Consider the following 16,240-nt stretch of genomic DNA (forward strand, 5'->3'; position numbering starts at 1 on the left):
GAGAAGCGCATGTTCGCCCGGCCCAATAGCCATCATTCCCAGATTGCCTACGTCACCAACGACCTGGCCGCCGCGATGGCGCGGCTGACGGCCGACTATGGCACGCCCGGTTTCTTCGAGATGTCGAATATCCAGCCGGGGGAAGACCCGACCGGCAAGCCTGTGCTGAAGATCGCGCTGGCCGTGGTCGGCGGAGTGGAAATCGAACTGATCGAGCCGGTCGGCGATACCGCGCCGTTGTTTAGCGACGTCCTGCCCGATAGCGATGGTCTAGCCATCTGCTTCCACCATATCGCCAGCCGGATCGAGGGGCCGATCGCGCATTGGGACGCGCATGTCGCCTCGTTGGACCTGGCGCGGCATCCAGTCGTGTTCGAAGGGGCGCTGGGTGACATGCTGCGCTACATCTACACCGACGAGCGGGCGACGCTGGGCCATTATGTGGAGCATGTGTGGATGTCGCCCGATTTGCTGGCGCAGATGCGTGGCATCGTGCCTGCCTATCCTGCTGTGGAGGACGCGGCATGACGATCGCACTTTCCCGTCTCAACTTCCGCGACATTGGCGGATTGCCGACGATCCATGGTGGGCAGGTGCGACCCGGCATCCTGTTCCGGTCCGAAGGGCCAGCCAGTTTCGTCGCCGAGCATCATGCCGAACTGGTCGCACTGGGCTTTCGCGCGGTGGCGGACCTGCGGTCGGAAATGGAGCGCGATAAGGCACCGCATGACTGGTGCGGCGCGGATTGCCGCATCCTTGACCTCGACATGAACACCGACCTGCGCGCGCAGGGGGAGGATATGTGGATGACGCTGGGGCGTGATCCGACACAGGCGCGGGCCATTGCGGTCATGACCCATAATTACGGCCTGATGCCGCAGGCGTTCCTGCCTCATGTCGCGCCGATGGTCGACGCCCTGCTGGCGGGCGATACGCCGATGCTGGTCCATTGCACCGCTGGCAAGGACCGCACCGGCGTGGTGGTCGCGCTGGTCCTCGACCTGCTGGGCGTGCCGCGCGATGTGATCGATGCGGATTATCGCAAGTCCGACGTTTTCGGCCAGAATCTGGTGATGTCGGGCCATTTGAAGGGCGATCTGCAAAAGACGTTCGGCTTTGTTCCGCCCGACGAGATGGTCGCGGTGCTGATCGGCGTCCATGCCGATTTCCTGAACCGCGCGCTCGACGTCGTGGCCGCGCAATGGGGCGGGATCGACGGCTATTTCCAGGCGGCGGGCGTCGGTGCGGATCGGCGCGACGCACTCCGGCAGCTTCTTGTCGCCGACTAGGCGCGACTTGTGCCTGGGGGCGTCTGTAATGCTGCTGACCAGCGGTGCAGGCTGGTCGCGGGCCGCCAGCGATATGCAATCCGTGGAGAATGAGATGACGGACATGGCGATTTACGAATGGGAGCAGTTGCTGGACCAGTTGCGCCCGTTGGGGCAGCAGATGCGCGATCGGATTCCGGCGCGGCTGCATGGCGACCCGCAGGTGATGCAGGAAGCGATGCGGCTGTTGCTGGCGGGCGTGCTGCGCACCACCAACGACGCGATCATGCATGATCGCAGCCACCCGATGTTCGTGCCGGAACTCAATATCTGCCAGAATATCTTTCAGCCCAACGCGGATACCATCTACAAGGCGGCGCTGATCGAAAAGGGTGGAACCTACCGTATTCGTGGCGATCGCGGCACGGTGCGGATGATGATCCTGGCGCAGCTTGGCCCCGACACGCTGCGCACCGGGCAGCATCATCCCGCACAGGACGCCAATGATTTCGATGATCTGGCGATCGGTGCGGATGGCGGGTTCGACGTGATCCTCTCGCCCGCCCGGCCCGACGGCTACAGCGGCGACTGGTGGGAGCTGAAACCGGACACCGAAAAGCTGATGGTGCGGATCGTCGGTTGCGACTGGGGCGTGGAGCGGGAGCCGCGTTTCGGCATCGTCCGGCTGGACGCGGAGCGCGCGGCCAAGGGGCGGCCGACGCTGGCGCAACTGGCGCATCGCTTTGCCGAGATACCCAGGACTGCGGCGGTTTGCGCGCTGGCCTTCCCCGACAAGGTGCAGAAACTGCGCGAGGAAGGGTTGATCAACACGCTCAAAGTCGTGGACTTCTCGCAGATGACGGGGCTGGCCCGCCAGTCCTATTATGAGGGCGCCTATGATCTGGCCGAGGACGAAGCACTGATTACCGAAGTGCGGATTCCGGGCGATGTCGCTTACTGGTCGCTGATCCTGACCAACGAACTTTACGAGACGACCGACTGGTATCACAACCAGTCGAGCCTGAACGATGCGCAGGGGGTGGTCGATGGCGATGGCGTGTTCCGCGCGGTCATTTCGGCGCGCGATCCCGGCGTTCACAACTGGCTCGATACGGCAGGCTATGCCAGCGGCGCTGTACAGGGGCGCTGGTTCAACAGCGACGCACGACCGACGCCGACGATGCGCAAGGTAAAGCTGGCCGAGGTGCGCATCCATTTGCCGGCCGACACGGTGTTGGTGACGCCACAGGAGCGCGACGCCGCGATCCGCGAACGGACATTGCGCGCGCAGATGCGCGTCATCTGGTGAGGGAAAAAATATCATGAGCGACGCACTGGCCATGCTGCTGGATTATGAAGCGATCCGTCAGGTGAAGGCGCGCTATTGCCGCCTGCTCGATACCAAGGATTGGGACGGCTTCATCGGCCTGTTCACGCCCGACGCGGTGATGGACGTGCAGGAGGATACCGGAAATCCGCCGATCAGCGGTCATGCCGCGATACTGGAGCAGGTGCGATCCGCCGTCATCGATGCGCAGACCGCACATCAAATCCATTCGTCCGAAATCACACTGCAAGGCGACAGCGCCGATGTCGTCACCGCCATGCAGGACCGGGTGGTGTGGGCGCCGGGCACATGCCCCATCCCCGGCGGCGCATCGATCACCGGCTTTGGCCATTATACCGAACGCTATGTGCGCGTGGACGGCGCGTGGAAGATCGCCTTCCTCAAACTCACCCGCCTCTATGTCGAAGTGCATCCCGCGCCTGTCCTTTGACAGGTTGCGAAGTGTCCGCTGCGCGGCAATCCTGCCCGCCATAGATTTGAGAGGACAGGATATGACGGCAGCAATGGAACCCGGCGCGCAGGCGTTGTTCGACAAGTTCGGCACCTATATCCTGCCCGGACGTGTCACCGATCCGCGCCGGGGTATTGAGGAGGCGCAGGAGGCCGAGCGGATCGGGCTGGGTTGCGTGTGGATTTCCGAACGCTATGCGCTGAAGGAACCGGCGGTGCTGGCGGGCGCGGTATCGCAGGCGACGTCGAAGATCCGCATCACCGGCACCATGTATGCGACGATGCGCCACCCGCTGGTCACTGCCAGCGTCGCGGACCTGATGCAGGCGATGAGCGGGGACCGTTTCCGCCTGATGTTCGCGCGGGCGGTGCCTGCTTATATGAAGATGCTGGGGTCGCCGCCGATCACGATGGAGCGGCTGGCCGACCTCATTTCCATCTGCCGTCGCCTGTGGGCGGGGGAGAAGGTCGATTATGAGGGCATATTGGGCAAATTCCCCGCGATCAGCCTGACCGATCGCCATGGCGGCACACCGCCGCCGATCATCTTTACCGCCATCGGTCCCAAGAGCCTGGAATTTGCCGGCGAACATTGCGACGGGGTGCTGCTGCATCCCTTCGTATCGGCGCAGGGGGTGAAGAACAGCACGAAGATCGTGCGCGATGCCGCCGAAAAGGCCGGGCGCGATCCGATGGCGGTGCGCATCTATCATAATATCATCGTCGCCCCCGACCTGCCCAAGGATGAGGAGGAAGCGGTCGTTGGCGGCCGGGCCATCACCTATTTCGAGCTGCCCGGTTTCGGCGACCTGATCGTGGATATCAATGGCTGGGACAAGGGTGTGCTGGACCAGATCCGCGCCCACCCCAAGATTGCCAGCCTGAACGGCAAGCCCGCGGACCAGGCCTATACGCGGCAGGAACTGGTCGATGTCAGCAAGCTGATCCCGCAACATTGGCTGGACGAGGGCGCGGCCGTCGGCACGGCGGCGCAGTGCGCCGACCAGTTGATGGCGTTTCTGGATGCCGGGGCGGACGAGATATTGCTGCATGGTTCATCGCCCAAGGACATGGGTCCGCTGACCGTCGAGCTGAAGCGCGCTCTGGCGGCGAAGGGGCTGTAAGTCATGGAATATCTGACGCCGGAGCGCATTACCACGCAGTTGCAGGGCTGGCTGGCGAGTGAAAAGCCGGACTGGCGCGATATCGTCGTCAGGCCGCTAAACGTCACGCTGGGGGCGGGCTTTTCCGCCGATATCTTCTTCGTCGATGTCGATTATGTCGACCCCGCCGGGGCGCAGAACCAGACGTTGGTGGTGCGCCGCCAGCCGATGGACCTGGAGGTGGTATTCGGCAGCAGCCTGGCGTTGCAGGGCAAGATGATGGCCGCGCTCTATGCGCGTGGCGACCTGCCCGTGCCGCCGTGGATCGGCATGTATCTGGAGTCCGATATTCTTGGCCTGCCGTTCCTGGTGATGGGCAAGGTCGAAGGGGAATGCGCCAAGCAGAAGCCCAATTATAATCTGGACGGCTGGCTGGTCGAAATGACGCCGGACCAGCGCCGGGCCAGCTTTGCCAACGCCATTTCCGCCTTTGCCAGCATGGCGACGATCGACTGGCGCGACGGGTTCGATTTTCTGGCGCAGCCCGAAAATGGCCAGCCGGGGCTGGACCAATATGTCGGCGCGCTGGAGGCGTGGCACAGGGCGGCGGGGCGCGGGCGGGCGATGCCGATCGTGGATGCGGCGATGGCCTATGTGCGGGCGAACATGCCCGATGATGCGGGCGTCAATGTGCTGTGGGGCGATCCCACGCCGTCGAACGTGATGTTCGCGCCGGACGGCAGCGTCAATGCGCTGATCGACTGGGAACTGGCCGCGCTTGGCCCGGCGGAGCTGGATCTGGCCTGGTGGCTTTATTTCGACGATCTGTTCGGGCGGCGTTTCGGCGTGACCCGGCTGGAGGGGTTGCCGAGCCGGGACGAGACGATCGCGATCTGGGAAGCGGGGTCCGGGCAGAGTGCGAAGCATCTGGATTATTACGATATTGTGGCCGCGTTGCGCATGGCGCTGGTCGCGGTCGGGGCGTTCGACCGGCAGGTGGGGATCGGCAATATTCCGGCGACCAACAAGTCGCTGAACGACAATTTCATGACCCAATATCTGGCCGAGAAGCTGGGCCTGCCGGTGCCGCAATTCGGCCCGGATTTCGTGGCTTTCATGAAGAATCTGACGCCGGTCGAGGAGCAGGCGGCCTGAGCGGAAGGGCGCCATCGGTAGACAGCGAGATGGACATATGTAGCGATAAAGACGTTTATTCGTTAGCGTGCTAAGTAATAAATGAGATATTCCCATTTATAGCGGCGAAATGGAAAAAAAGGGCGGCAGGGAAATGCCCAGCCGCCCTTTTTACAATGCTTCGCCCGGTTCAGAGCTTTTTGAGGTCAGCGTTCGACAGGCTGGTCATCACGCCCTTTTCGCCCGCGCTGAGCGTGGTGGCGGGGATGGTGATGAACTTGCCGCGATAGATGACGCGGATGGCGGTCAGGGCGCCGTCGTCGGCATTCAGCACCTTGTCGACCTTGCCGATCTTGGTCCCTTCGGCGGAAAAGATCGCGGCGTTGCGATCGACAGCGGGTGCCTGCGCCAGCGCCGGTGCGGCCATGGCGAGAGCGGCGAGCGCGATGATCATCTTCATGTCCAATATCCTCTTGTCGATAATGGTCATCTGTTGGCGCAGGCGAGAGCGAGTTTCAAGAGAAAACCAATACACATCGGAAAGAATCTGTTCTATCTGTATTGATATGACCAGCGGCAAGACGACCGCGAACGAGGGATGAGGGCGGAAATGACGGGTTTTGGCGCACGCGATCGCTGGTTTTTGCTGCTGTTGGGCGCAATCTACATGTTCAATTTCATCGATCGCACCATCATTGCGGTGGTGGGCGAAGCGATTCGCCATGACCTGCGGCTGAGCGACCTTCAGCTTGGCTTGCTGGGCGGGCTGGCCTTTTCCTTCTTCTATGCGATTCTGGGCATTCCGCTGGCACGGCTGGCCGAACGTTACAGCCGGGTGCGCATCATCGCGGTGGTGACGGTGCTATGGTCGTTCATGACGGCGCTGTCGGGCATGGCGGGCAGCTATGTTCAACTGCTGCTGTGCCGGATGGGCGTGGGCGTGGGGGAGGCGGGTTTTACGCCTGCGCTGGTGTCGATGATTTCGGACCGATTCGATGCCGGGCGGCGCGCGGTCGTATTTTCGCTGATTGCGCTGGGCGTGCCGCTGGGCGGGGCGATCGCCGCAATCGGTGGCGGGGCGATTGCGCAGCATTTCGGCTGGCGCATGGCATTGGTGGCGGTCGGTGCGCCGGGCCTGTTGCTGGCGGCCCTGTTGTTCCTGACCATAGCCGAACCTGTTCGTGCCGATGCGGGCGACCGGGCGGATACGCCGCCATTTGGCGCAGTGTTGCGCCGTCTGGGCCGGTCGCCTGCTTTCCTGCACCTGACCTTTGGCAGTGGCTTTGTCGGCATGGTCGGTTTTGGCACCAACCTGTTCCTGATCCCGCTGCTGGTGCGGCGATACGACCTGCCATTGGCGCAGGCGGGGATGATATTCGCCCTGTCGTTCAGCCTGGCGACGATGGTGGGGCAAGTGAGTGGCGGCTATCTGATCGGCCATCTGATCCGTCGCGACATGCGCTGGGGCGGGTGGGCGCCCGCAATTGCGATAGGGCTGGCGTTGCCGCTCTATCTGCTGGCGATCCAACAGGCCGACTGGCGCTGGCTGATCGGCTTCCTGTTCATGGCGACGGCATTATTATATGCGTTCATTCCTGCGATCATGACGATCACCCAGTCGCTGGTCGAACCCCGGATGCGCGCGTCGGCCGCCGCGCTGCACAGTTTCGGCCAGACCGTGGCGGGGCTGGGGCTGGGTTCTGTCGTGCTGGGCTATCTGAGCGACCGGCTGGCCGTCTTTCTCTATGCCGGTGACTATGCCGCCGATTGCCAGACGGGGCAGGCTGCGCCCGCCTGCCTGAGTGCGGCGGCCGATGGTTTGCAGCTGAGTATGCAGTTGGCCGCGTCCGTGCTGTTGCTGGCGGTGGGCCATTATCTGCTGGCTGCGCGCCAGTTGCCGCGTGAGGCAAATGCGTCGTGAGCGGCGACAAAGCTGTCGATGTTCGGCCACCGCGTTCGGTGCGGGATGACGCCGGGGGCATGGCTGTGTCAGGCTGTCGCCATCACGACCACAGTATCGCTAACAAGCGACGGAAAGGATGTTGAGGATGAAAAATGCAGGCGTAATCGGATTGGGACAGATTGGGGCGGGCGTCGCCATCTGTCTGGCGCGCAGCGGTCAGCTGGCGGCGGTTTATGACGTGCGGGCCGATGCGGCGGACACGCTGGAGGGTGTGCCGCCCGTGGTCGCCAGCCCGGCGGAACTGGCGCGGCAGGCCGATGTCGTCATCATCGCCGTGGTCAATGCCAAGCAGACGGTGGACGTCCTGTCCGGTCCCGACGGCGTGCTGTCGCAGGCGCGACCGGAGATGAGCATCGTGCTGGTCGCGACCGTTTCGATCGAGGATCTGAACGCCATTCGCGCGCTGACCGACGCGGCGGGCGTCGCCCTGGTCGACAGCGGTGTGACCGGCGGTCCCAAGTCGCGCGAAAATGGTCTGGTCTGCCTGGTCGGTGGCAGCGACGAAAGCGTGGCGCGGGTGCGCCCGGTGCTGGACGGCTTTGCCAAGCAGGTCGCGCATATGGGCGGGCCGGGCGCTGGCATGGCGGCCAAGATCGCGCGCAACGTCATCGTCTTTGGCGGGTTGCGTGCCGGTTATGAAGCGGCGATCCTGTGCCGCAATGCGGGCGTGGACGTGCGCCAGTTGAGCGATGTGATCGACGCGAGTTCGGACAGCGTGGGCGGCCCGTTGATGCTGGCGATCCGCGACGATCCGGCGACTAGCGCGCAGGAAGCGGCGATCCGCGAATATACCCGCGCGCTGATGATCAAGGATCTGGACGCGGCGATCGACCTGGCGCGCAGCTATGGCATCACGCTGCCGCTGATCGAATTGACCCGGCGGACCGATCAGGCGGTCGTGGGCATGGCCGATGTGATGGGAGAGAAGGCATGAAGGTCGACGAAGCACAGTGGCAGAAGGGTCTGGAGGTTTTCGACAAGGTCTATGGGCCGGGCATGTCGGCCATGACGCTGCCGTTCCGCGATTCCGCCTTCAATCAGGAAATCGTGGGCAACCAGTTCGCCAATCTGTGGGCGAGCGAGACGTTTTCGATGCGCGAGAAGCGGTTGATGGTGTTGGGCGCGACGGCAATGCTGGGGCGGCCCGACCTGGTCGAGATCCAGATGAACGGCGCGCTGATCAATGGCGAATTTACGGATGAGGAGCTGGATTTCCTGCCGCTGTTCCTGCTGTTCTACGCCGGGGCGGGCAATACGACCACGGTGTTCCGGGGGATAGAGGCGGCCAAGGCACGGCGCAAGGAGCGGGAAGCCGCAGCCGAATAAGCCAGCGGACATGAGGAAAAAGGGGCGGCCCGGTCGGAAACGACCGGGCCGTTTTTTTATGCGTTTGCCTCTGCCCGGCGGATGGTGCGCGACGCCATCAGCAGCATCAGGCCACCGGCGAAGGTGAACAGCATGGCGGTGCCGATGCCCCAGGCGACGCCTTCATTGCCGCCGACATAATCGCTGACCGCGCCGATCAGATAGGTGCCGGCGCCCACGCCGATCAGGTTCGCGCCCAGTTGCACCATCGACACCGCCAGCCCGCGCAGGCGTGGTCCGGCGATGGTGACGATGACGGCATAGATGGGACCATTGTAGGAGGCGCTGAGGAAGCCGCAGGCCATCATCAGGATGAGCATGGGTTGCAGGTCGTGGACCAGCATGGTGCCGATGCCGGTGATGGCGGTCAGCAGCGGAATGAACGCACCGAACAGCGCCGTGCGCGCAGGGTCGAAGCCGCCCCGGCGGCGGTTGATGGCGTCGATCACCCAGCCCGCCAGAAATCCGCCCAGTGACCCCAGTCCGCCATAGGCTATGGCGATGAGGATGCCTGCTCGTGCGATCGGCATGTCGTGGACGCGGATGAGGAAGGTGGTGAGCCAGGTACTCATGCCGTAAATGCCCGCCGCGATCAGGACGATCGCGCCGATGCAGTAGAGCAGGCCCGGCCGTGCGGCGAGCAGGCCGATGCGCTGCATCAGGCCGACGCGATCATCCTGTTGCGCCGGGGCAGGGCCATCGAGCGCGCCGCGTCGGGGTTCGCGCACGGTCAGCAGAAGGATGGGGGCAAGCAGCAGCCCCGGTACGCCCGCCGCGACGAAGGCCCAGCGCCAGCCGACGCTCTGAACAATCGCGCCGCCGACGATGAAGGCGATGGCCAGGCCAATGCCGGAACTCAGATACCAGATGCCGATCGCGGTGGCGCGGCGATCCTGCCCGAAATAGTCGCTGAGCAGCGACATGCCGGTGGGCGATCCGCCCGCTTCGGCCGTGCCGACCGCCGCGCGCCCGATCACCAGCGTCCAGAAGCCGGTCGCCAGCCCGCATAGCGCCGTCGCGCCGCTCCACAGCGTCAGCGCTGCGGCCATCAGGTTGCGCCGGTTCCAGCTGTCGACTGCCACGCCAAAGGGCAAAGCGGCAAGCGCGAAGAAGATGCCATAGGCAAAGCCCGCCAATATCCCCAATTGCCCATCGGACAGGGCAAATTCGCGCCCGACAGGCGCCAGCACCAGCCCGATGATCGCGCGGTCGATGCCGTGGCAGGTCTGCGCCAGCGTCAATATGCCCAGCACATACCAGGGATAGCGGCCCATATCGGTCGGCTTTTCCACCCGCGCTTTCATGCCGCGCGCCGTCGTTGGATAAAGGGGATGTGCATCGCGGGCCTCTCCGTCTTTTTTGATTGGCGCAGCCTAGCTGTCTGCGGGGCGCAAGCCACCGGGGGCTATGCCGCCATCTGGCCAGATCATGTCGTATATGGGCCACGCCAATACCTACCCGAAGATAGAGGCAAAGTAGGACTAATGGCCTATGCAGGGGGAAAGACAGAATAGAAACGGACGGAGGAAACGATGTTTCGACCGGAGAGCGACTGGACCGGACAGGAAAGGTTCGGGGTCAACGACTTCTATATAGAAGCGATGGCGACCATGGGCGATGCGCAGGTCGATGTGCGTCATTTCAACTGGGTTTTGCCCTGCACCGGCGTGTTCAGCCCGGAAAAACATTATCTCGACTATTCGCTCGACAGCCAGCCGCGCCGCAGCATCGTGAGCATGGGCGGGCCGAACCGGCGCGCGGCGGCGGGCGACATTCTCTATATGCCGCCGCATCGCCAATATGTCGGCGAACCTGCCTTGCAGGAACGGCATCTGGTGTGCGTTGCGCTGGGCGACCTGTTTCTGGAAGAATTGTTCGACGGGCAGCGGCCGCTCCAGGGGCTGGACCCGTGCGCGGACGTGCAGAATATCGCGATGCGCCGGATGTTCGAGGGGCTGGCGGCGGAATTGCGCGCGCCCGGTTTTGCCAGCCAGACGCTGATCGAATCCATGATGATGGGGCTGGCGGTCGAACTGGTGCGGCATATGGGACCGCAGGATCTGGGCGCGGGCGCTTCGCGGTGCGGGCGGCAGGTGCGCCATATCGTGGATTATGTGATGGATAACCTGTCCGGTTCGCTGGGCGTCGCCGACATTGCGCGCGGATGCAATATGAGCGTGCGGCACGTCGCGCGCGTGTTCAAGGATGGCACCGGCGTCAGCCTGGGCGAATTTGTGGCGCGCAGCCGCATCGCGCTGGCCAAGGAATTGCTGCGCGGTGACAGCAGCCGGATCAAGGAAGTCAGCTGGCGCTGCGGTTTCAGCAGCACGTCGGCCTTTTCCGCCGCGTTTCGCGCGGCGACGGGGCAGACGCCCAAAGATTATCGCTGCCAGCCCACGCAGGTACATTGAGCAGGCAAAATATCGGACAGCGGCCAAAACCTGTCGCTGCACAGTCAATCAGGGTCCGGTCCCTATGGGCGCGATCCGCCGCCCGCTAGGACGGTTTCGTAACAAAGTGCTGTCGAAGGCACCGATCACAAAAAATAAGCAGGGAGGATTTATGACCAAAGCCGTCACTCTGGGAACCATTGCCACAGGCGCGCTGATTGCCGCCATGGCACAGCCCGCCTACGCGCAGCAGCCGCAGACAGGTGCCGTCACTGGCATTCAGGACATTGTCGTCACCGCGCGGCGGACCGAGGAAAGCCTTCAGACCACGCCGATCGCAGTCACTGCGCTAAGCCCCGAAGCATTGACCACGGCGAAAGTCGAAAATGTCGTCGATCTTCAGCGCACGGCACCGGGCCTGGTCATCGGGCGCGGTTCGGCGGGCGGCGACGGCATCGTGTTCGTCGCCATTCGCGGGCAGGGCAACCTCCAGCCGATCCTGGCCAATGACCCCGCCGTCGCCACCTATATCGACGGCATCTACATCCCCCGTCCTTCGACCGGCATGACCGACCTTCAGGACATTCAGCGTCTGGAAGTGTTGCGCGGGCCGCAGGGTACGTTGTTCGGCCGTAATACCACAGGCGGCGCGATCAACATCATCACCAGCGAGCCGGACGACCAGCTGAGCGGCACGTTCAAGGCCGAATATGGCAATTATAACAATCTGGGCGTGTCGGCGAGCGTCAACGTGCCATTGGCGCAGGATCTGGCGATCCGCGTCAGCGGCGCGATCAACGACCGCGAAGGCTATGGCAACAATCCGCTCAACAACCGCGATTTTTCCGACAACAAGTCGAAATTCCTGCGCGGCAAGATGAAATATGACGGCAATGGCTGGGATCTGACCCTGTCGGCGGACTGGAACCGCCAGACCAACCAGGGCCAGCAAACCGCGCTCTATGCCTTCAACCCCGCGATCGTCCCGGCCGCGTTCCAGCCCGGCCTGACCGCCGGTCTGCTCAAGAAGGCCAATTGGTGGGACAATATGGCGACCGGCACGTCGATCGCGGCGGGCATCGGCACGCTGACGCCCGAAGCGCAGGCGCTTTATGGCGTGCAGCCGTTCAACACGCTGGAAGTCTATGGCTTTTCCGGCACGATCAACGTCGAACTGGGTGGGCTGAACCTGAAATCCATCACTGGCTATCGCCATTCGATGAATTACGGGCTGAGCGATACCGACGCGACGGCGGTGCCGCTGCTTGGCACCTTTGCCGGTTCCGGTTCCTATTATGTGTCGCAGGAATTGCAGGTTTCGGGTAATATTACCGACAGCCTGAGCTTCATCACCGGCGCCTATGCGGGCAAGGAAAGCGGATATGAATTCAGCCGTTCGCAGATTTTCGGCGGGTTGATCCGCGATTCCAACGCGGACGTCACCAACAAGACGTTCGGTCTGTTCGCGCAGGCCTATTATGAGATCACGCCCACGCTGCGCGCGGTCGGCGGGTTCCGCTACACATGGGACACGCGCAACAGCGTGCTGCATAATGCGCAGGTTCTGGGTCGCCCCTATAATGTCCCGGTGGCAGGCACGCCGACCGGCATCAATTGCACCGTGACCCCATCGGAGCCTGTGACGGCCACGACCTGCAACCAGGTGCAGAATGCCAAGTTCAACTATCCGGCATGGAATCTGGGCGTCGACTGGCAGGCGGCCGACAATATCTTCCTCTACCTCGCCACGCGCGGCGCGGCCAAGGCTGGTGGCTGGAACCTGCGTGCAGGTGGTCTGCCCGCCTTTTCGCCCGAAAAGGTCAAGGATGTCGAAGCAGGTTTGAAGGTCGACCTGTTCGACCGGCGCGTGCGGTTCAACACCGCAGTGTTCCATACGTGGAAGGATGACAATCAGGCGATCGTCAACAGCTTCGTCACGGGCATCGGTGTCACCCAATATATCCAGAATAACGGCAAGGTCCGCATCTGGGGCATCGAAAACGAACTGACGGTCGTCCCGTGGGAAGGCATGACGTTGAGCGTCAATGGCAGCTTGCAGAACGGCAAATATGTCAAGGGCAGCTTTAGCGAGACGCAGGTGATTGCCGGTAGCGGCTGCACCAATTCCGCAGGCGTGGTCAATGGTTGCGTCGTCGACCTGAGCGGTCTGCCGCTGCTGCAATTGCCCAAGAAGCAGTTGAACATCAGCGCGACGCAGAAAATACCGCTGGGCGGCGGCACGTTGGCCGTCACGGGTGCCTATGCCTATATCGGCGCGCAGCATTTCGATGCGGTCAAGGCCGCGGATCAGGCTTCGGCCGCGACCAAGGCGGCCTATGAAGTTGAAAATACGCTGGGCCGGGTGCCGGGCTATGGCATCTTCAACGGCCGTATCGCGTTCCAGCTGGAAAATCCCAATGTCGAGATTGCGGTCTATGGCCGCAACATCGGCGACAAGAAATATCTGCTGCGGCGCTTCCCCGATCTGTACCGGACGCTGGGGATTGCGGCGGCCTATGTCGGTCAGCCAGGTACTTATGGCGTTGAAACGACGTTCAAATTCTGATCCGCTACGGCTGATCGGATAGAAGGGGCGACGGGAGAGGGCGAAACGGCCTTCTCCCCAAGCCTGTAGAAGGAGAATGTTCGGGCATGATGCGGTTGGAAAACAAGGTTGCGATCATCACCGGCGGCGGTGGCGGCATCGGTTCCGCCGTAGCCGCACGCTTCGTCGCCGAAGGCGCGTGCGTCGTGATCGCCGACCTGTTCGAGGATGCAGCCATCCGCGCTGCACAACCGCTGGGCGACAAGGCGCTGGCGGTGCAGTTCGATGCGGCCGATCCGGTGTCGGTCAAGGCGCTGGTGGACCGTTGCGTCGATCATTTCGGCGGCCTTCACATATTGCACAATAATGCGGCGATGACCGACCCGGCCAAAAGCCCGCAGGATACGACCGCCGTCGATATACCCATCGCCATCTGGCGCGAAATATTGGACGTTAACCTGACGGGTTATCTGTTGGGGTGCAAATATGCGATTCCCCATATGGTTGCGGGCGGTGGCGGGTCGATCATCAACACCGCTTCCAATTCCGGCACGGCAGGCGATCTGGCGCGGATTGCCTATGGATCGTCCAAGGCGGCGATCATCGGCCTGACCAAATATGTCGCGACCCAGCATGGGCGGCAGAATATCCGCTGCAACAGCATCGCGCCGGGCGTGGTGTTGACCCCCGCGCTGGAAAAAACGGTGCCGGGCCTGAAGGAAATCATCAAGCGGCACATATTGACGCCCGAATTCGGCACGCCCGAAGATATTGCCGCGCTGGTCGCTTTCCTGGCGTCCGATGAATCGCGCTATATCACCGGCGAGAATATCTCCATTTCCGGCGGCGGGCTGGTGCATCAACCCCATTATGCCGACCTGCTGGCCTTCATGCAGGCAGCGGACTGACCATGTCCGCTGCCTGCCGATCCTTAATGCGCGGCCCGGTGGAAATAGCGGATGGTCAGCTGTCCGTCCTTAACCTTATAGGTTTCCAGGCTAGGCAAGGTGACGATGCCGTCCGGCGTCTGAAGCCGGTTGAGGACATAGGCGGCCCCTTCCGATCCGTTGACGATGACCTCCACCGGCTCGGTGATGCACTGGCCGCCATATTGCGTCCACATTTCCGCCATGGCGACCGGACCGTCCATGACGGGCGCGCCGACATATTCGATGGTGAAGCCGTTCGGTCCCATCGCGGCGAACAGCCGGTCGAGCGCATCACGCTCGCCCTCGTTCCACAATCGGTAATTGTCGCGGATCGCCTGTTCCAGATCCAGCGTCGCTGCTTCGCTCATGTTCATCGCCTCCTGTCGTCGCGGTCGATCCGCGTGCGTGCCAAATTGGCGCGGGTGGCGATGGCCGCACCTGTCTTTGGCAAGGACAGGCTTTATCCCATCCCCCTTCGGAGAGTTAAATGACCGCACTCGCACAAAAGCCCCTGCCAGCCCATGTGCCGGCGGAACTGGCGATGGCCCTGCCGCTGTTCGCGCGCAAGGTGACCTATGACAATCCGCAGGACGTGCTGATCCCCCAGATGCACGCCGACCTGCCGCCGATCACCTATGTCACCAACATTTTTCCCGGCGACCAGCCCGGATGGCTGCTGAAAAATGCCGAGGACGTGCAGGCGATGCTTCGCGACGCGGATAATTTCACCAAGAATGGCATGGGCAAATGGGCGCAGAATATCGGCGAAAACTGGCTGGTGATCCCGACCGAGGCCGATCCGCCAGTCCACACCGCCTATCGCAAGGCGCTCAACAGCCATTTCGCCCCGCAAAAGATGTTCGCCATGAAGGAACAGGTGCGTGAACGCGCCCGCACCCTGATCGACGAATTCAGGGACAAGGGCGGGTGCGATTTCATTGCCGATTTTTCGGAGAAATTCCCGATCTTCATCGTGCTGGACCTGCTGGGCCTGCCGCAGGCGCGGATGGGCGAATTCCTGAAATGGGAAAAGGAGCTGCTCCACAGCAATGACTGGGAAGTGCGCGGCAATGCGGTGCGCTGCGTCAAAAACTATCTGATGGAGGAAATCGAGGCGCGCCGGGTTGCACCGCGCGACGATTATATCAGCAAGATTTTGACGTTCGAGGTGGATGGCCGCCTGTGGAATGACGACGAAGTGCTGGGCCATTGTTTCAACCTGTATATCGGCGGGCTGGACACGGTCACGTCGCTGCTGGGCAATATCTTTAACTATCTGGCGGCAAACCCCGACAAGCAGCAGGAGTTGCGCGCCAACCCGTCGCTGATCGTGCTGGCGGTGGAAGAATTTCTGCGTGCCTTCGCGCCCGTCACGGCGTTCCGCATCGCCACCAAAGTGATCGAAATTCAGGGGCAGACGATCATGCCGGGCGATTATGTCGCTTTCTGTTCGCCAGTCATCGGCCGCGACCCGGCCTATTATGAAGACCCGCAGGCGATCCGTTTCGACCGCAAGGCTGCGCATATGGCGTTGGGCAGCGGTATCCACAAATGCCTGGGGATGCATCTGGCGCGGCTGGAATTGCAGATTGCGGTGGAGGAATTCGTCACGACATTGCCGGAATTCCGCATCAAGGACGGGTTCAAGGTGCCGTATTTCGTCGGCAACATCCTGCATGTTCCCGACCTGCACCTGCAATGGGGGTGATCTGCCGGGGGTGATCGGCGTCCTTCGGCCCGGCACC

General features: G+C 62.6%; 16 protein-coding genes. 13 read left to right on the forward strand and 3 right to left on the reverse strand.

What is annotated here, in order from left to right; all coding sequences use genetic code 11:
* The first annotated feature begins 9 nt into the window (after positions 1-9).
* The 6 genes from SPBM01_RS15195 to SPBM01_RS15220 all read left to right on the forward strand — a co-directional run bounded on the left by SPBM01_RS15195 (position 10) and on the right by SPBM01_RS15220 (position 5,324).
* Positions 10-528, forward strand: coding sequence for a VOC family protein (locus SPBM01_RS15195; RefSeq protein WP_188062464.1), 519 nt, complete (start codon positions 10-12; stop codon positions 526-528).
* Positions 525-1,289 (forward strand): tyrosine-protein phosphatase, encoded by a 765-nt coding sequence (locus tag SPBM01_RS15200; protein WP_188062465.1) that lies wholly within the window; start codon positions 525-527, stop codon positions 1,287-1,289. Before SPBM01_RS15195 ends, SPBM01_RS15200 begins: the two co-directional genes overlap by 4 nt.
* 28 nt (positions 1,290-1,317) lie before the next feature.
* Positions 1,318-2,577, forward strand: coding sequence for a DUF1214 domain-containing protein (locus tag SPBM01_RS15205; RefSeq protein ID WP_262504196.1), 1,260 nt, complete (start codon positions 1,318-1,320; stop codon positions 2,575-2,577).
* Positions 2,578-2,590: 13 nt separating this feature from the next.
* Complete coding sequence (locus SPBM01_RS15210) at positions 2,591-3,046, forward strand: nuclear transport factor 2 family protein (protein WP_188062466.1); 456 nt, start codon at positions 2,591-2,593, stop codon at positions 3,044-3,046.
* 61 nt (positions 3,047-3,107) lie between these two features.
* On the forward strand, positions 3,108-4,190 hold the full coding sequence (locus SPBM01_RS15215; RefSeq protein ID WP_188062467.1) for a TIGR03857 family LLM class F420-dependent oxidoreductase: 1,083 nt from the start codon (positions 3,108-3,110) through the stop codon (positions 4,188-4,190).
* 3 nt (positions 4,191-4,193) lie between these two features.
* Positions 4,194-5,324 (forward strand): phosphotransferase family protein, encoded by a 1,131-nt coding sequence (locus tag SPBM01_RS15220; protein WP_188062468.1) that lies wholly within the window; start codon positions 4,194-4,196, stop codon positions 5,322-5,324.
* Positions 5,325-5,493: 169 nt separating this feature from the next.
* Here SPBM01_RS15220 and SPBM01_RS15225 read toward each other — a convergent pair whose 3' ends face one another.
* Positions 5,494-5,763 (reverse strand): PRC-barrel domain-containing protein, encoded by a 270-nt coding sequence (locus SPBM01_RS15225; protein WP_188062469.1) that lies wholly within the window; start codon positions 5,761-5,763, stop codon positions 5,494-5,496.
* A 150-nt stretch (positions 5,764-5,913) separates the two neighbouring features.
* Between SPBM01_RS15225 and SPBM01_RS15230 the strand changes: the two genes are divergently transcribed.
* From SPBM01_RS15230 to SPBM01_RS15240, 3 genes are all read left to right on the forward strand, one after another.
* Positions 5,914-7,224 carry an MFS transporter gene (locus SPBM01_RS15230; protein ID WP_188062470.1) on the forward strand — a complete coding sequence of 437 codons (1,311 nt, stop codon included), beginning with the start codon at positions 5,914-5,916 and terminating at the stop codon, positions 7,222-7,224.
* Between the two features lie 127 nt (positions 7,225-7,351).
* The gene (locus SPBM01_RS15235) at positions 7,352-8,200 is read left to right on the forward strand and encodes an NAD(P)-dependent oxidoreductase (RefSeq protein WP_188062471.1); all 849 of its coding nucleotides are present in this window, start codon (positions 7,352-7,354) and stop codon (positions 8,198-8,200) included.
* Complete coding sequence (locus tag SPBM01_RS15240; RefSeq protein WP_188062472.1) at positions 8,197-8,592, forward strand: hypothetical protein; 396 nt, start codon at positions 8,197-8,199, stop codon at positions 8,590-8,592. The genes SPBM01_RS15235 and SPBM01_RS15240 overlap by 4 nt, the downstream gene beginning before the upstream one ends.
* A gap of 56 nt (positions 8,593-8,648) precedes the next feature.
* Here the strand turns inward: SPBM01_RS15240 and SPBM01_RS15245 are convergent, their stop codons facing one another.
* A complete protein-coding gene (locus SPBM01_RS15245) occupies positions 8,649-9,935 on the reverse strand; it encodes an MFS transporter (protein ID WP_188062473.1) in 1,287 nt (428 codons plus the stop codon).
* 228 nt (positions 9,936-10,163) lie between these two features.
* On the opposite strand from SPBM01_RS15245, the gene SPBM01_RS15250 reads away from it, so the two are divergent.
* The 3 genes from SPBM01_RS15250 to SPBM01_RS15260 all read left to right on the forward strand — a co-directional run bounded on the left by SPBM01_RS15250 (position 10,164) and on the right by SPBM01_RS15260 (position 14,474).
* Positions 10,164-11,042 (forward strand): helix-turn-helix domain-containing protein, encoded by an 879-nt coding sequence (locus tag SPBM01_RS15250; RefSeq protein ID WP_188062474.1) that lies wholly within the window; start codon positions 10,164-10,166, stop codon positions 11,040-11,042.
* Between the two features lie 151 nt (positions 11,043-11,193).
* Positions 11,194-13,587: a TonB-dependent receptor gene (locus SPBM01_RS15255; protein WP_188062475.1), complete on the forward strand. Its 2,394-nt coding sequence runs from the start codon at positions 11,194-11,196 to the stop codon at positions 13,585-13,587.
* Between the two features lie 86 nt (positions 13,588-13,673).
* Entirely contained in the window at positions 13,674-14,474 is an 801-nt protein-coding gene (locus tag SPBM01_RS15260) for an SDR family NAD(P)-dependent oxidoreductase (RefSeq protein WP_188062476.1), read from the forward strand.
* A 23-nt stretch (positions 14,475-14,497) separates the two neighbouring features.
* Here the strand turns inward: SPBM01_RS15260 and SPBM01_RS15265 are convergent, their stop codons facing one another.
* The gene (locus SPBM01_RS15265; RefSeq protein WP_188062477.1) at positions 14,498-14,863 is read right to left on the reverse strand and encodes a nuclear transport factor 2 family protein; all 366 of its coding nucleotides are present in this window, start codon (positions 14,861-14,863) and stop codon (positions 14,498-14,500) included.
* 119 nt (positions 14,864-14,982) lie between these two features.
* Here SPBM01_RS15265 and SPBM01_RS15270 point away from each other — a divergent pair, with 119 nt between their 5' ends.
* Entirely contained in the window at positions 14,983-16,203 is a 1,221-nt protein-coding gene (locus SPBM01_RS15270; RefSeq protein ID WP_188062478.1) for a cytochrome P450, read from the forward strand.
* The last annotated feature ends 37 nt before the right edge of the window (positions 16,204-16,240 follow it).

Source organism: Sphingobium sp. KCTC 72723, from assembly GCF_014280435.1.
Classification (GTDB): Bacteria; Pseudomonadota; Alphaproteobacteria; order Sphingomonadales; family Sphingomonadaceae; genus Sphingobium.

Coding starts and splice junctions, on each gene's coding strand:
- SPBM01_RS15225 (WP_188062469.1), bottom strand. CDS start 5,763: ATGAAGATGATCATCGCGCTCGCCGCTCTCGCCATGGCCGCACCGGCG.
- SPBM01_RS15230 (WP_188062470.1), top strand. CDS start 5,914: ATGACGGGTTTTGGCGCACGCGATCGCTGGTTTTTGCTGCTGTTGGGC.
- SPBM01_RS15250 (WP_188062474.1), top strand. CDS start 10,164: ATGTTTCGACCGGAGAGCGACTGGACCGGACAGGAAAGGTTCGGGGTC.
- SPBM01_RS15270 (WP_188062478.1), top strand. CDS start 14,983: ATGACCGCACTCGCACAAAAGCCCCTGCCAGCCCATGTGCCGGCGGAA.
- SPBM01_RS15260 (WP_188062476.1), top strand. CDS start 13,674: ATGATGCGGTTGGAAAACAAGGTTGCGATCATCACCGGCGGCGGTGGC.
- SPBM01_RS15235 (WP_188062471.1), top strand. CDS start 7,352: ATGAAAAATGCAGGCGTAATCGGATTGGGACAGATTGGGGCGGGCGTC.
- SPBM01_RS15245 (WP_188062473.1), bottom strand. CDS start 9,935: ATGAAAGCGCGGGTGGAAAAGCCGACCGATATGGGCCGCTATCCCTGG.
- SPBM01_RS15265 (WP_188062477.1), bottom strand. CDS start 14,863: ATGAGCGAAGCAGCGACGCTGGATCTGGAACAGGCGATCCGCGACAAT.
- SPBM01_RS15215 (WP_188062467.1), top strand. CDS start 3,108: ATGACGGCAGCAATGGAACCCGGCGCGCAGGCGTTGTTCGACAAGTTC.
- SPBM01_RS15200 (WP_188062465.1), top strand. CDS start 525: ATGACGATCGCACTTTCCCGTCTCAACTTCCGCGACATTGGCGGATTG.
- SPBM01_RS15210 (WP_188062466.1), top strand. CDS start 2,591: ATGAGCGACGCACTGGCCATGCTGCTGGATTATGAAGCGATCCGTCAG.
- SPBM01_RS15255 (WP_188062475.1), top strand. CDS start 11,194: ATGACCAAAGCCGTCACTCTGGGAACCATTGCCACAGGCGCGCTGATT.
- SPBM01_RS15195 (WP_188062464.1), top strand. CDS start 10: ATGTTCGCCCGGCCCAATAGCCATCATTCCCAGATTGCCTACGTCACC.
- SPBM01_RS15240 (WP_188062472.1), top strand. CDS start 8,197: ATGAAGGTCGACGAAGCACAGTGGCAGAAGGGTCTGGAGGTTTTCGAC.
- SPBM01_RS15220 (WP_188062468.1), top strand. CDS start 4,194: ATGGAATATCTGACGCCGGAGCGCATTACCACGCAGTTGCAGGGCTGG.
- SPBM01_RS15205 (WP_262504196.1), top strand. CDS start 1,318: ATGCTGCTGACCAGCGGTGCAGGCTGGTCGCGGGCCGCCAGCGATATG.